Raw genomic sequence first — 14,835 nt, 5'->3', positions numbered from 1 at the left:
AAGGAGATTGTGCTCATGACACCCACAGAAACCCTGGCCGTGGTCGCCCACGCCGCCGGCGACCTGCGCGTCGACACCGTACCGGTGCCGCAACCGGCCGCCGATGAGGCTCTCGTCGAGGTCGCCTACGGCGGCATCTGCGGGTCAGACCTGCACTACTGGCAGCACGGCGCCGCGGGGGAGTCCATCCTCAAGGCGCCCATGCTGCTCGGCCACGAGGTCGTCGGCACCGTCGTGCGCCAGGCGGCCGACGGCAGCGGCCCGGCCGCGGGCACCCTCGTGGCCGTGCACCCGGCCACCCCGGGCCCCGGCGACGGCTCCCGGTACCCGACCGAGCGACCCAACCTCTCGCCGGGCTGCAGCTACCTCGGCAGTGCGGCCAGGTACCCGCACACCGAGGGGGCCTTCGCTCGGTTCGTGGCCCTGCCCGGCCGGATGCTCCGCCCACTGCCCGCCGGACTCGGCCTGCGCGAGGCCGCCCTGGCCGAACCTGCCGCGGTCGCCTGGCACGCGGTGTCGCGGGCCGGTTCCGTGACCGGCAAACGGGTGCTCGTGATCGGCGCGGGCCCGATCGGCTCGCTCATCATCGCCGTGGCCAAGCGCGCCGGCGCGGCCGAGATCATCGCGACGGACATGCACGACCAGCCCCGGGAGCGGGCAGAACGCCTCGGAGCGACCGGCACCCTGGCCGCCACCGACGCGGAGGCCATCCAGGCGGTGCAGGCCGACGTGGTCTTCGAATCCTCCGGCAGCCCGCGTGGCCTGGCCTCGGCGTTCCGCGGCGCCGCCCGCGGCGGCCGGGTGGTCATGGTGGGGCTGTTGCCCGCCGGCGAACAGCCGGCGCTCATCTCGCTGGCCATTTCCCGCGAGCTCGAGCTGGTCGGCTCGTTCAGGTTCAACGACGAGATCGACGAGGTGCTCGCGGCCCTGGCCGACGGGTCGCTCTCGGTCGACCCGGTGGTGACCCACGAGTTCGCCGCGGCGGACGCCATTGAGGCGTTCGGTGTGGCCAGGGACTCTGCCGTGTCCGGGAAAGTGCTGCTCAGGTTCGCCGAGCCCAGTGAGCGCTGAGCCGGTTTAGAACCACAGCCGGGGGGTGTCGGCCCAGGTCGGCTCCACCTCGGCGATGGTGCGGCGCATGATGAGCTCCATCGACTCGCGTGCCTTCTGCGGGTGGCCGCCCTGGATCGCGTCCGCCACATCCACGTGCCACTGCAACGCGGTCTCGTGCGGGTGCGTCGGCATCAGGCCCAGGTCGGTGCGGCCGGACAGGACCGCCGCGATCGGCTCGTCCAGGGTGGCGAACATCTCGTTCCCCGAGCCGTGCAGCACCAGGCTGTGGAACTTGATGTCCAGTTCCAAGAACAGCTCCAGGTCGCCCGAGCGACCCACGGTGCGCATCTGCGCGGCCAGGTTCAGGATCTCGGCCGACATCGGCTGCGGAGCGTGCCTGGCGGCCAGTTCGGCCGCCATCGGCTCGACCGCCGCGCGCAGTTCGGTGAGAGAGCGCAGCTGCTCGCCCTTGCCCGGCCCGAGCAGGCGCCAGCGGATGAGGGTGGGATCGTACGCGTTCCAGGCCGACTGCGGCAGCACCCGGATGCCCACGCGTTTGACGGACTCCACAAGCCCGATCGACGCGAGCACCCGAACCGACTCGCGGATGACGGACCGGCTCACCCCCTGGCTGCGCTCGATCTCGTCGGAGTGCAAGACGCTGCCCGCAGGGACGACGCCGTCGACGATGGACCGTCCGACGTGTTCGGTCACTCGGGTGTGCAGGCTCGACGGCATGCCCGTCACACTATCGTCGCGCGCCGCCGGCGCCCGTCCGCTAGAGTGGTGAGTTGAACTTCGGCGAGGGATTCGCGCCAGCCGGGAAACCGGCGCCAGCGAAATCCGTAATCGACGCGGCGAAAAGTCCTTCCCGGTCTTTCCTCACGCTGACATGCGTTCGAGTTGAATCACTATCCACGTCGGGCTATCAGCCCGCGAATCAATACCGGGCGCACGTCGCCCGCAAGGAGACACCATGGCTGAGGCCAAGAACACCAACAACAAGATTTCCGCTGACGCGCGTAACAGCTTCGGCAAGGGCGCGGCCCGCAAGCTGCGCGTGCTGGGCAAGATCCCCGCCGTCATTTACGGCCACGGCACCGAGCCCGTGCACGTCGCGCTGCCGGCTCACGAGATCGGCCTGCTGCTGCGTCGCGCGAACGCCGTGCTCGAGCTCGACGTCGAAGGCACCACCCACCTGACCCTGGTCAAGGACGTGCAGAAGGACCCGGTTCGCCAGATCATCGAGCACCTCGACCTCATCGTCATCCGCAAGGGCGAGAAGGTCCAGGTTGAGGTTGCCGTGCACATCACCGGTGAGACCGCCCCCGGCACCACCGCCGACCTCGACGCCAAGACCCTGCTGCTCGAGGTTGAGGCCACGAGCATCCCGCAGAGCGTGACCGTGGACGTTGAGGGCCTCGAAGACGGCACCCTCATCCACGCCAGCGAGATCAAGCTGCCCGCCGGCGCGTCGCTCATCTCCGACCCCGAGATGGTCGTCATCGGCGTGCACCTGCCGGCCGAGGAAGAAGAGGAAGAGGAGACCGTCGAGGGCGAAGAAGCTCCCGCCGAGGACGCTGCCGCCGAGTAGCCTTCCCCCTCCACCCGCCGGACAGAAACTTGTGTAAAGGAACCCCCTGGACGAGAATCTCTGGCTCGTAGTCGGGCTCGGTAACCCCGGGCCCGGCTACGCCGGTAACCGCCACAACGTCGGCCACATGGTCACGGCCGTGCTCGCCGACCGGCTGCGCGCGAACTTCAAGAACCACAAGGCGAACTCCGCCGTCGCCGAGGGACGCAGCTTCCCCGGCGGCCCCAAGCTGATTCTGGCCAAGCCGAACAGCTTCATGAATCTCTCCGGCGGCCCCGTCGCGGCCCTGCTGCGGTTCTACTCCCTCGACGTCTCCCGCCTCATCGTCGTGCACGACGAACTCGACCTGCCGTTCGACACCCTCAAGATCAAGGTGGGCGGCGGCCACGGCGGCCACAACGGGGTGCGCGACATCATCGCCGCCACCGGCAGCAACGAGTTCACCCGCATCCGGATGGGCATCGGCCGCCCGCCCGGCCGCCAGAACGCCGCCGACTTCGTGTTGCACGACTTCTCCAGCACCGAGCGCAGCACCCTGGGGATCATGCTCGAGGACGCGGCGGATGCGATCGAGATGATCGCCGCCGAGGGTGTCACCGCCGCGCAGCAGAAGTTCCACGCCCCGCCCGCCTAGAAAACTACCCGTAGACTTGTGCGGTGATTCTTCAGGGCTTGATTCCGGCGCTTTCGCGTGCCTCCACGTTTGATGCGGCCCTCGCCTGCGCGGCCCGTGACGCCGATTTCTCGCTCACCGAGGGCCTCCGCGCGCCGCTGCTGGCCGCGCTGCTCGAGCAGCGCGACAGGCTGGACAAGGGCAGGGCGCTGCTGGTCATCACCGCCACCGGCCGCGAGTCTGAGGCGCTGCGGGAGAACCTGGGCTGCTTCTCCGACGACGCCGAGATCGTCGAGTTCCCCGCCTGGGAGACCCTGCCGCACGAGCGGCTCAGCCCCAGCGCCGAGATCGTGGGCCGCCGGCTGTACGCCCTGCGGCGGATGCGCGACTGGGAGGCAGAGGATGCGGCCACCCGTCGTCCCCTCATCGTGGTGGCCTCGGTGCGCGCGGCCCTGCAGCCCGTGGCCGACAACCTCACCGACTACGACCCGCTCGAGCTCACCGCCGGCGGCCGCGGCCACGACCTCTCCGCCATCGCCGTCGACCTCGTCAACGTGGCATACGCCCGGGTGGACATGGTCACCAGGCGCGGTGAGTTCGCCGTGCGCGGCGGCATCCTCGACGTGTTCCCGCCGATGGCCGCGCACCCGTACCGCATCGAGTTCTTCGGCGACGAGGTCGAGCAGATTCGCTCCTTCGCGGTGGCCGACCAGCGTTCGATGCCCGAACCCATCACATCGGTGACCCTGCCGCCCAGCCGCGAACTGCTGCTCAGCCCCGCCGTGCGGCAGCGTGCCCGGGAGATGCAGCACGAGTTCCCGAGCCTGGCGGGCCTGCTCGCCAAGGTGGCCGAGGGCATCCCCGTCGAGGGCATGGAAAGCCTCGCGCCGGCGCTCGTCGACAGGCTCGTGCCCGTCACCCACTACCTGCCCCGCCAGGCCGCCGTCGCCGTGATCTCGCCGGAGCGGGTCGCCTCCCGCGCCATCAGCCTCGCCGAGACCAACCGGGAGTTCCTCTCCGCCGCCTGGAACGCCGCCACCGCCGGCGCCGAGGCGCCGATCGACCTGGCCTCCGGCGACTTCCTCACCCTGGGCACCCTGCGCGACGCCGTGCGGTACTCCGCCCCGGGCGCCCCCGCCACCGAGCGGGTCTGGTGGACGCTGAGCTCCTTCCAGGCCGCCCCCACCGACATCGCGGTGCTGCCGGAGCACCGCGAGATCGACGAACTGCTCACCATCCGCATCGAGGGCGACGCCGTGCCCAGTTTCGCCGGCAGCGTCGAGGGCGCCGTCGGGCACCTGGGCGGCCGGCTCAAGGACGGTTGGACCGTCGCCGTCGTCGCGCAGGGCGCCGGCCTGGTCGAACGCGCCGCCGACGTGCTCGCCGGTGCGGAACTGCCCGCCCGTATCGTCGAGGAATTCCCGGCGGACCCGGAACCGGGCATCGCCTACCTGCTCAAGGCCTCCATCGCCCACGGCTTCGAGATCCCCGAAACCAAGCTGACCCTGGTCAGCGAGAGCGAGTTCTACGGCCGCACCGTCGGCTACGACGCCCGCCAGATCAAGAAGCTCGCCAGCCGGCGGAAGAACGTCGTCGACCCGTTGCAGCTGAAGACCGGCGACCACGTCGTGCACCAGACCCACGGTATCGGCCGGTTCCTCGAGCTGACCCAGCGTGAGGTCTCCAGCGGCGGCCGCAACCCGGTCAAGACCACCCGCGAATACCTGGTCCTGGAGTATGCGCCGTCCAAGCGCGGCCACGGCGGCGACAAGCTCTACGTGCCCACCGACCAGCTCGACCTGGTCAGCCGCTACGTCGGCGGTGAGGCGCCCGCCCTGTCGAAGATGGGCGGCAGCGACTGGTCGGCCGCGAAGACCAAGGCCCGCCGGGCGGTGCGCGACATCGCCGTCGAGCTCGTCAAGCTGTACTCCGCACGGATGGCCAGCAAGGGGCACGCGTTCGGCCCCGACACTCCCTGGCAGCGCGAGCTCGAGGAGGCGTTCCCGTTCGCGGAGACGCCCGACCAGCTCACCACCATCGACGAGGTCAAGGCCGACATGGAACGGCCCATCCCGATGGACCGGCTGCTCTCCGGCGACGTCGGCTTCGGCAAGACCGAGGTCGCCGTGCGCGCCGCGTTCAAGGCCATCCAGGACGGCAAGCAGGTGGCCATGCTCGTGCCCACCACCCTGCTCGTGCGCCAGCACATGGAGACCTTCCAGGAACGCTTCGCCGGCTTCCCGATCCACCTGCGGGCCCTGAGCCGGTTCCAGACCGACAAGGAGTCCCGCGAGACCGTGGCCGGGATGCTCGACGGAACCGTCGACATGGTCATCGGCACCCACCGGCTGCTCTCGGAGAGCACCGTCTTCAAGGACCTCGGCCTGGTCATCATCGACGAGGAACAGCGTTTCGGCGTGGAGCACAAGGACGCGCTCAAGAAGCTCAAGACCAACGTCGACATTCTCGCGATGAGCGCCACGCCCATCCCGCGCACCCTGGAGATGGCTGTCACCGGCATCCGCGAGATGTCGACCCTGGCCACCCCGCCGGAGGACCGGCACCCGATCCTCACCTTCGTCGGGCCGTACTCCGACCGCCAGGTTGCCGCCGCCATCCGCCGCGAACTGCTGCGCGAGGGCCAGATCTTCTTCGTGCACAACCGGGTCTCCAGCATCAACCGGGTGGCGGCGCAGCTGGCCGAGCTGGTGCCGGAGGCACGCATCGCCGTGGCGCACGGGCAGCTGCCCGAGGCGCAGCTGGAGCAGGTGGTGGTGGACTTCTGGGAGAACAAGTTCGACATCCTGGTCTCCACGACCATCATCGAGACCGGCCTGGACATCGCCAACGCGAACACCATCATCATCGACCGGGCCGACAAGTACGGCCTCAGCCAGCTGCACCAGCTGCGCGGCCGGGTGGGCCGTGGCCGGGAGCGGGCCTACGCCTACTTCCTCTACGACGAGAACAAGCCGCTGAGCGAGATCGCGCACGACCGGCTCGCCACCATCGCGGCCAACAACGAACTCGGCGCCGGGATGCAGGTGGCCCTGAAGGACCTCGAGATCCGTGGTGCCGGCAACCTGCTCGGCGGCGAGCAGGCCGGCCACATCGCCGGGGTCGGCTTCGACCTGTACCTGCGGATGATCGGTGAGGCCGTGTCCACCTTCCGCGGCGACGTCGCCGAGGGCCAGACCGAGCTGCGGCTCGAGCTGCCCGTCGACGCGCACATCCCCGAGGAGTACGTCGACAGCGAGCGGTTGCGGCTGGAGGCCTACCAAAAGCTCTCCGGCGCCAGCGGGCTCGCGGCCGCCGCCGACCAGATCGGTCTCGTGCTCGAGGAACTCACCGACCGGTACGGCGAACCGCCGGAGGCGGTTACGAACCTCATCGCCGTGTCCAGGCTGCGCAGGCACGCCCAGCAGGCCGGGCTCGGCGAGGTCGTGGCGATGGGCTCCAACCTGCGTGTGGCCCCGGTCGACCTGGCCGATTCGATGCAGGTGCGGGTGCAGCGGATGTACCCCGGCGCCAAGTACTCGGCCGCGGCCGGGTCGATGATCGTGCCGCTGCCCCGCCCCAACGGCGAGGCGCCGAACGATGCCGCGCTTATCGCGTGGACGGGCTCGCTGCTGGATGCAGTGTTTCCGCGGCCCGTCGATACTGCCGTGCCCGCCCACTGACCACGACGGCCGAGACCAGGATCGCGAAGCCCGAGCCCAGCAGCACGGCGAGGGTGGCCTCGTCGACCACCTCGACTCTGCCGGCGAAGGCGAGCGCGCCCATCAGCAGGGACACCGTGAAGCCGATGCCGCCCAGGCAGGCGACCATGACGATGTCGGCGAACTTGAGCCCGGACCTGGACCCGTTGGGCCGCTTGGAGATCAGGCTGCCCAGGCTGCCGGCCAGGGTGATGCCGATCAGCTTTCCCACCGGCAGGGCCACCAGGATTCCCCAGAACGCCGGGCTCAGTTCGGCCAGGCTCACCTGCGGGATCGCGACCAGCGCCGCCGAGAACGCGAACAGCGGCAGGATCACCGCGTTGGAGTACGGCTCCAGGACGTGGTGGGTGCGGCCGCCGGGCACCCGGGCCATCACCAGGCCGAGGATCACCCCGGCGATGGTGGCGTGCACGCCGGAGAGGTAGGTGAAGTACCAGGTCGTTACGCCCAGAACGGTCAGGGCCAGCACGATAGGCCAGGTGGGCTTGCGCCCCAGAACCCACGCCGCGCGCGGCTTGAGCATCCGGCTGGTCACCCCGAAGAGGGTGGCGGCGATGGCGGCGAAGCCGATGTACTGCAGCTGGGGGTCCTGGGTGAAGAAGAACGCGATGATCAGGATCGCCACGAGGTCGTCGAGCACCGCCAGGGCCAGCAGGAACACCCGCACCCGGGTGGGGATGCCCCGGCCGAACACCGCGAGCACGCCCAGGGCGAAGGCGATGTCGGTGGCCGTGGGCACCGGCCAGCCGGCCGCGAGGCCCGAGCCCTGGGTGAGCAGCAGGTAGATGCCGGCCGGAACGACGACGCCGCCGAGCGCGGCGAGGGCCGGCAGCGCCGCCTTGCCGAAGCTGTTCAGGTCGCCGATCACCAGTTCCCGCTTGAGCTCGATGGCGATGAGGAAGAAGAACACCGCGAGCAGGCCGTCGCTGATCCAGTGCTTGGCCGACAGGTCCAGGCCGAACAATCCGGTGTGCAGGTGCTCGTTGGCGGCCTCGATCAGAGCGGGGCCGAACGAGAGGTTCGCGGCGATCAACCCGAGCACGCCGGCCAGGAGGAGGAATCCGGCGGCGTAACGCTCGGAGCGGATGAATGTCATGCATGGTCCTGTCCACCCGTCGAAACGGGTCGGTCGTGAGTCAGAGCGAAACACCTCGCCCGCCGACCAGACTTCCCGGCACACCAGGAACCAGTTTAGCCCGGCCATCTACGATGGAGTGTGACCGAAAACGCCCAGCCCAGCCCATCCGCCTTCGACGAGCTCGTCGCCACGGTCGACCGGCTGCGCGCCGCCGGCGGCTGCCCGTGGGATGCCGAGCAGACCCACACGTCGCTCGTGCAGTACCTCACCGAGGAGACCCACGAGCTCATCGAGGCGATCGAGAGTGGCAGCCGCGACGACCTGCTCGAGGAACTCGGTGACGTGCTCTACCAGGTGGTCTTCCACGCGAGCATCGCCGCCGAGACACCGGGGGAGGACTTCGACATCCAGGACGTTGCCGCCAGGATGACCCGCAAGATGGTCGGCCGGCATCCGCACGTGTTCGGCGACGCGAGCTCCGAGAAGACCACCGACGAGGTGATCGCCGGCTGGGACGACGTGAAGGCGGCGGAGAAGCCGCACCGCACCAGCGTGCTCGACGGCATCCCGCAGGGTATGCCGGCGCTGGCGCTGGCCGACAAGGTGATCGGGAAGGCCCAGAAGATCGGCCTGCTCGAGACCGACCCGCCCGCACTGCTGCCCATCGACAGCGAGGCCGAGCTCGGCCCGATCCTGCTCGCCATCGTGTCCGCGGCCAAGGCCCAGGGGCTCGACTCCGAGCGGGCGCTGCGCACCGCCCTCCGCGATCTGCAGGACGAGATCCGCGCCGCCGAGCAGGAGAACACCGGCGACCCGGCCGACGCCGGCGTCATCGCCTTCCCCACCGCATAGCGGCGGGCCACGCGGCCCGCTAACGTTCCAGCATGACCGAAACTACCTTCAACGCGCTTCTCACCCAGCAAATCGGCAACGAGTTCGCTGCCTCCCAGCAGTACATCTCCATCGCCACCTGGTTCGACAGCCAGGACCTGCCCCAGCTGGCTGCGCATTTCTACCGGCAGTCGGTCGAAGAGCGCAACCACGCGATGATGCTCGTGCAGTACCGCCTCGACCGGGGCCTGGAGGTCGTGATCCCCGGCATCCCCGCCGTGATCAACGGCTTCGCGGACATCGTCGAGCCGATCGCCCTGGCCCTTGCCCAGGAGCAGCAGGTCACCGGCCAGATCGAGGCGCTCTTCAAGGCCGCCCGCACCGACGGCGACGCTCTCGGCGAGCAGGCCATGCTCTGGTTCCTCAAGGAGCAGGTCGAGGAGGTCGCCTCGATGTCGACGCTGCTGACCATCGCCAAGCGCGCCAAGAACAACCTCTTCGACATCGAGAACTTCATCGCCCGCGAGCAGGTCGGCGACGCCGGCGGCGACACCGACGCTCCCGGAGCTGCCGGCGGGGCGATCTAGCGGCGCGGCGGGGGCGGGCCGGGCGACCTGACAGAATTGGGGCATGGCAACAGCAGTGACCCCTCCCCGCGGCATGCGCGACTTCCTCCCGGCCGACAAGGCCACCCGCGAACGGGCACTGGGCATCATCCGCTCCAGCTTCGCCGCGCACGGTTTCGACGAGATCGAAACGCCGGTCATGGAGGACACGGCCAGGCTGCACTCCGGCCTGGGCGGCGACAACGAGAAGCTCGGCTTCGCGGTCCTCAAGCGCGGAATCGGCCCGGCCGACCTCCAGGCGGCCGCCGAGGCCGACGACCTGCTCTCCCTGGCCGACCTAGGCCTGCGCTTCGACCTCACGGTGCCGCTGGCCCGGTTCTACGCCAGCCACCGCGCCGAGCTGCCCACGGTCTTCCGCTCCATCCAGATTGCACCGGTCTGGCGCGCCGAACGCCCGCAGAAGGGCCGCTACCGCCAGTTCGTGCAGTGCGACATCGACATCATCGGCGAGGCCGGCCCGCTTGCCGAGATCGAACTGATCACCGCCACCGTCGCCGCCCTGGACAACCTGGGCCTGACCGGCTGCTCGATCCGCATCAACGACCGCCGCATCCTCACCGCCATGCTCGCCACCTGGGGGGTGGCGGACCACCTCACCGAACGCGCCCTGATCACCCTCGACAAGCTCGACAAGATCGGCGTGGACGGCGTCGTCACCGAGCTCGGCGGCCTCGGCATCAACACCACCGGCCTGGCCGACACCCTCGCGGGCTTCAGCGACGCCGGCTGGCCCGACCCCCAGGATGCGCCGGCCTGGCTGGACGCCGCCGCCTATGCCGACCTCTCCGCGCTGCGGTCCGCGCTGCCCGGGGTGGCGCTCGAGTTCGACCCCACCCTGGTGCGGGGGATGGGCTACTACACGGGCACCATCTTCGAGATCAAGCACCCCGACCTGGGCTACTCGCTGGGCGGCGGCGGGCGTTACGACGGCATGATCGGCCGGTTCCTCGGCACCGATGTGCCCGCCTGCGGCTTCTCCATCGGCTTCGAACGCATCGTCGACCTGCTCGCCGGTTCGGCCGACGACACCGAGTCCGCCGTGCTGCTCGTGCATGACAAGGATGCCGACCCGGCCGCCCTCGTCGCGCTCAAGACCGCCCTCGTGGCCGGGGGCCTTCGGGTGCGGCTGGAAAAGCGCACCAAGAACCTCAAGGCGCTGCTCGAACGGGCCGGCGCCGCGGGCTACGGCCGGTTCGCGTTCGTGACCGACGACTCCGTCGAGCCGGGCGACCTGGTCTTCAAGCCGCTGGCCGGTTGACCTGGGCACCGGCTGAACGGTCGATGTTCCGGCGGTGAACGGGACTTCAGTCCTGAGCGCGCCGCCGCACCGGTCACTAGACTGTTCTTCGGACTGGAACACAGCGGCGTCTTCCTCAAAATCCACACGGACTTAGAATCCAAAAATCGATACACAGACAGACACAGGAGATAGTTGTGGCTCTTATTGACGCAGTTGTTGCACGCGAAATCCTCGACTCTCGGGGCAACCCGACCGTCGAGGTCGAGGTTTTGCTCGAGGACGGCACGCTGAGCCGTGCCGCCGTTCCCTCAGGCGCCTCGACCGGCGCCTTCGAGGCCTACGAGCTGCACGACGGTGACAAGAAGCGTTACCTCGGCAAGGGCGTCCTCAAGGCCGTCGGCTCCGTCACCGACGAGCTCGGCCCGGCCGTCGAAGACCTCGACGCCGCCGACCAGCGCATCATCGACATGGTCCTCAACGAGACCGACGGCACCGTCAACAAGGAGCGCGTCGGCGCCAACGCCATCCTCGGCGTGAGCCTGGCCGTGGCCAAGGCCGCCGCCAGCTCGGCCGACCTGCCCCTCTTCCGCTACCTCGGCGGCCCGAACGCGCACACCCTGCCCGTTCCCATGATGAACATCATCAACGGTGGCTCGCACGCCGACAACGACGTCGACATCCAGGAATTCATGGTTGTCCCGCTCGGCGCCCCCACCTTCAGCGAGGGCCTGCGCTGGGGCGTTGAGGTCTACCACGCCCTCAAGGGCCTGCTGAAGAGCAAGGGCCTCGCGACCGGCCTCGGCGACGAGGGTGGCTTCGCCCCCAACCTGCCCAGCAACCGTGCGGCGCTCGACCTCATCGTCGAAGCCATCAAGCTGGCCGGCTACACGCCCGGCACCGACATCGGCCTGGCACTCGACTGTGCAGCCACCGAGTTCTTCAAGGACGGCGTCTACCACTTCGAGGGCAAGGAACTTTCTTCCACCGAGATCGTCGCGTACTACGCCGAGCTCCTCGAGGCCTACCCGCTGGTTTCCATCGAAGACCCGCTCGAGGAAGAGGACTGGGAAGGCTACGTCCACCTCACCGCCCAGCTCGGCGACAAGGTTCAGATCGTCGGAGACGACCTGTTCGTCACCAACCCGATCCGCCTGGCCAAGGGCCTCGAGATCAAGGCTGCCAACTCGATCCTCATCAAGGTCAACCAGATCGGCACCCTGACCGAGACGATGGACGCCGTGTCCCTCGCCCAGCGCGCCGGCTACACGACAGTCATCTCGCACCGCTCCGGTGAGACCGAAGACACCTTCATCGCCGACCTCGCCGTCGCCACGGATGCCGGCCAGATCAAGACCGGTGCCCCGGCCCGCAGCGAGCGCGTTGCCAAGTACAACCAGCTCCTGCGCATCGAAGAAGAGCTCGGCGAGGCCGCGGTCTACGCCGGCCGTGCCGCGTTCCCGCGTTTCAAGGGCTAATCACCCCTGAGCAGCTCGGGCTCCCCGCCTCCGGACACCGTCCGGGGCGGGGAGCCCTTTTTGTGGGCCTGTCGAGGGCCCTTGGCTGCGGGTTTGCTCAGGATCCGTGTCGGCGGGCCGTGGCGAACGGTGCGGGCCGAAAGATCTGGCACTCTAGAACCGGGGCATTTTGTGCGCCCCGGCGAGCATCAACCGAGCAGCCGAGCAGCCGAGTCAGACGGGAGCCACCGTGACCTTCACCGGTTCTGGGATGACCCCGCCCCGCCCGCCCAAGCCGCGCCGGGCGAAGCCCCGGGCCACCGAGCCGCGCCCGACGGAACGGCGGACCGTCACGCTCGCCACCGACGAGACCGCGGTGCGCAGCTGGCTCCGCGGCCTGCGGCTGTCGGGTTTCTCCTTCGTGATGATGGGCCTGCTGGTGCTCGCCGTCGTCGTGCTCGCGCCCAGCGTGCGTACCTACGCCGAACAGCGCAAACAGATCGACCAGCTGAGCGACACCGTCGCGGCGCAGCAGGACTCGGTCGACGACCTCAAGGCGGAGCGGGAGCGGTGGAACGATCGCACCTTCGTGACCACCCAGGCGCGGGACCGGCTTTCCTATGTGATGCCGGGTGACATCAGTTTCCTCGTGATCAACGACAGCGGAGCCAGCGTCGATGGCGCAGCTGACACCGCACCGATCAGTACCGACATTCAGGACACCGACGTCGACTGGGTCGACTCCGTCTTCCGTTCGGTGATGACATCCGCACTGGCCCCCCAGGAGGCAGCACAATGACCCGACCGCCGTTCGACCCCGCCTCAGAGGCTGACATCTCGACAGTCTCCGCGCAGCTCGGCCGCCCCGCGCGCAACGTGATCGGCATCGCCGCCCGCTGCGTCTGCGGCGCGCCCACCGTCGTGGCCACGGCGCCGCGGTTGGAGGACGGCACCCCGTTCCCCACCCTGTACTATCTGTCGCACCCCGCCGCCACGGCCGCGCTGTCGTTCCTGGAAGCCACCCAGGTGATGAACGAGTACAACCAGATGCTCGCCGACGACGAGGACCTGCGCGCGCACTACCGGGCCGCGCACGAGAGTTTCCTGGCCGATCGCGAGATGATCGGCGTGGTCCCCGAGCTCGCCGGAGTGTCGTCCGGCGGTATGCCGGTGCGGGTCAAGTGCCTGCACGCCCTGGCCGCACACGCCCTGGCGGCGGGTCCCGGTGTGAACCCCATCGGCGACCTGGCCCTGCTGCGGGCCGCCTGGTCGCCCCAGGTGTGCGAGTGCCTGGACTACGCTCCGCCGGCGGTCCCGCCGGCCGGCGCGTGACTGGCGCCGCGCGCCGCATCCTCACCGGCGTCGCGATAACCCTCGCGGCAGCCGTCGCGGTCGTGGGTGTCGTCGGTGACGCCCCCGCCGCCCGCGCCGACCAGGTGCGCGACCTCGAATACTGGTTGAACGACTACGGCTTCAGCCAGGCCTGGAACACCACCAAGGGAGCCGGCGTCACCGTCGCCGTCATCGACACCGGTGTCGACGGCAGCATCACCGAGCTCAGCGGCGCCGTCGTCGGCGGCACCGACGTCTCCGGCGTCGGCTCGTCGAACGGCCAGACCCCGGTCGGCGACGAGAACGAACACGGCACCCTGGTGGCGTCGCTGCTGGCCGGCCGCGGCACACCCACCGGCGGCGGCCTGATCGGTGTGGCGCCGGAGGCGTCCATCCTCGCCGTCTCCGTGGCCTTCGGCACCAGCGACGCGCAGCTCAGCAACGACGACCAGATCGCCGCGGGCATCCGCTGGGCCGTCGACAACGGCGCCGACGTGATCAACATGTCGCTCACCCGCAACACCCTCGACTGGCCGACCAGCTGGGATGACGCGTTCATGTACGCGTTCGAGAACGACGTCGTGGTCGTCGCGGCAGCCGGCAACCGGGGCAGCGGAACCACGGAGGTCGGCGCCCCCGCCACCATTCCCGGTGTGCTCACCGTCGCCGGTGTCGACCAGTCCAAGGAGGCCAGCTTCGACGCCTCCTCCCAGGGCATCACCATCGCCGTTGCCGCGCCCAGCGAGAAGCTCGTCGGTGTCGCGCCCGGCGGCGGCTACATGGAGTGGAACGGCACCAGCGCGGCCGCGCCGATAGTCTCGGGGCTGGTCGCCCTGGTGCGCTCGGCCTACCCGAAGCTGGATGCCGCGGAGGTGATGAACCGGGTCATCGAGACCGCGAACCCGAACGGTCACACCGTGCCGAGCCCGATCTACGGCAACGGCCTGATCGACGCCGCCGCCGCGGTCTCCGCGTACGTGCCGAAGGCCACCTCCGCCACGCCCGCCGAACTCCTGCAGGAGTGGATCACCCTGCACCGCCGCGCCGACGCCGCGCCCATGACGCCCACCACACCGGGCACTCCGGTGCCCGTTGTTCCGGACGCCGACCCGCCCCTGCCGGAGCAGAACAGCGCCGCCGGCTGGCTGCCGAGCCCGCTCACCCTCACGTATGTCAGCGTGCCGCTCGCCGTGCTGGTGGGTTTTGCTATCCTAGTAACGCTGTTCGGCATTGGGGCCACGCGGCATTTCAAGCGAATTCGTTCCAAGCTCTAAAATTTCGCGCATCCAATCCCT

The 14,835-nt window shown here is 69.5% G+C and carries 13 protein-coding genes; 11 read left to right on the top strand and 2 right to left on the bottom strand.

Annotated elements, in window-relative coordinates; all coding sequences use genetic code 11:
• Positions 1-15: 15 nt before the first annotated feature.
• Entirely contained in the window at positions 16-1,071 is a 1,056-nt protein-coding gene (locus CXY76_RS18760; protein ID WP_104167160.1) for an L-idonate 5-dehydrogenase, read from the top strand.
• A gap of 6 nt (positions 1,072-1,077) precedes the next feature.
• Here the strand turns inward: CXY76_RS18760 and CXY76_RS18755 are convergent, their stop codons facing one another.
• On the bottom strand, positions 1,078-1,791 hold the full coding sequence (locus CXY76_RS18755) for a FadR/GntR family transcriptional regulator (protein ID WP_104167158.1): 714 nt from the start codon (positions 1,789-1,791) through the stop codon (positions 1,078-1,080).
• Between the two features lie 238 nt (positions 1,792-2,029).
• On the opposite strand from CXY76_RS18755, the gene CXY76_RS18750 reads away from it, so the two are divergent.
• The 3 genes from CXY76_RS18750 to mfd are packed head-to-tail and all read left to right on the top strand — an operon-like array spanning position 2,030 to position 6,940.
• The gene (locus CXY76_RS18750; protein ID WP_104167156.1) at positions 2,030-2,647 is read left to right on the top strand and encodes a 50S ribosomal protein L25/general stress protein Ctc; all 618 of its coding nucleotides are present in this window, start codon (positions 2,030-2,032) and stop codon (positions 2,645-2,647) included.
• A gap of 46 nt (positions 2,648-2,693) precedes the next feature.
• Positions 2,694-3,281: an aminoacyl-tRNA hydrolase gene (gene pth, locus CXY76_RS18745; protein WP_104167154.1), complete on the top strand. Its 588-nt coding sequence runs from the start codon at positions 2,694-2,696 to the stop codon at positions 3,279-3,281.
• 23 nt (positions 3,282-3,304) lie between these two features.
• A complete protein-coding gene (gene mfd / locus CXY76_RS18740) occupies positions 3,305-6,940 on the top strand; it encodes a transcription-repair coupling factor (RefSeq protein ID WP_104167152.1) in 3,636 nt (1,211 codons plus the stop codon).
• Here the strand turns inward: mfd and CXY76_RS18735 are convergent.
• Complete coding sequence (locus tag CXY76_RS18735; protein ID WP_104167150.1) at positions 6,867-8,075, bottom strand: Na+/H+ antiporter NhaA; 1,209 nt, start codon at positions 8,073-8,075, stop codon at positions 6,867-6,869. The genes mfd and CXY76_RS18735 overlap by 74 nt on opposite strands.
• 120 nt (positions 8,076-8,195) lie before the next feature.
• Between CXY76_RS18735 and CXY76_RS18730 the strand changes: the two genes are divergently transcribed.
• The 7 genes from CXY76_RS18730 to CXY76_RS18700 all read left to right on the top strand — a co-directional run bounded on the left by CXY76_RS18730 (position 8,196) and on the right by CXY76_RS18700 (position 14,814).
• The gene (locus tag CXY76_RS18730; protein ID WP_104167148.1) at positions 8,196-8,909 is read left to right on the top strand and encodes a MazG family protein; all 714 of its coding nucleotides are present in this window, start codon (positions 8,196-8,198) and stop codon (positions 8,907-8,909) included.
• Between the two features lie 32 nt (positions 8,910-8,941).
• Complete coding sequence (locus tag CXY76_RS18725; RefSeq protein WP_104167146.1) at positions 8,942-9,475, top strand: ferritin; 534 nt, start codon at positions 8,942-8,944, stop codon at positions 9,473-9,475.
• A gap of 43 nt (positions 9,476-9,518) precedes the next feature.
• Positions 9,519-10,772: a histidine--tRNA ligase gene (gene hisS / locus CXY76_RS18720; protein WP_104167144.1), complete on the top strand. Its 1,254-nt coding sequence runs from the start codon at positions 9,519-9,521 to the stop codon at positions 10,770-10,772.
• A gap of 176 nt (positions 10,773-10,948) precedes the next feature.
• Complete coding sequence (gene eno / locus CXY76_RS18715) at positions 10,949-12,229, top strand: phosphopyruvate hydratase (RefSeq protein WP_104167142.1); 1,281 nt, start codon at positions 10,949-10,951, stop codon at positions 12,227-12,229.
• A gap of 250 nt (positions 12,230-12,479) precedes the next feature.
• A complete protein-coding gene (locus CXY76_RS18710; RefSeq protein ID WP_104167140.1) occupies positions 12,480-13,007 on the top strand; it encodes a septum formation initiator family protein in 528 nt (175 codons plus the stop codon).
• On the top strand, positions 13,004-13,540 hold the full coding sequence (locus CXY76_RS18705) for a DUF501 domain-containing protein (protein WP_104167138.1): 537 nt from the start codon (positions 13,004-13,006) through the stop codon (positions 13,538-13,540). Before CXY76_RS18710 ends, CXY76_RS18705 begins: the two co-directional genes overlap by 4 nt.
• Complete coding sequence (locus CXY76_RS18700; protein ID WP_233200038.1) at positions 13,495-14,814, top strand: S8 family serine peptidase; 1,320 nt, start codon at positions 13,495-13,497, stop codon at positions 14,812-14,814. Before CXY76_RS18705 ends, CXY76_RS18700 begins: the two co-directional genes overlap by 46 nt.
• Positions 14,815-14,835 lie beyond the last annotated feature (21 nt).

It is taken from the genome of Cryobacterium sp. N22, from assembly GCF_002929555.1.
Classification (GTDB): domain Bacteria; phylum Actinomycetota; class Actinomycetes; order Actinomycetales; family Microbacteriaceae; genus Cryobacterium.
Note: the sequence above shows the minus strand (reverse complement) of the source record. Positions and strands in the feature narration are given on the sequence as shown.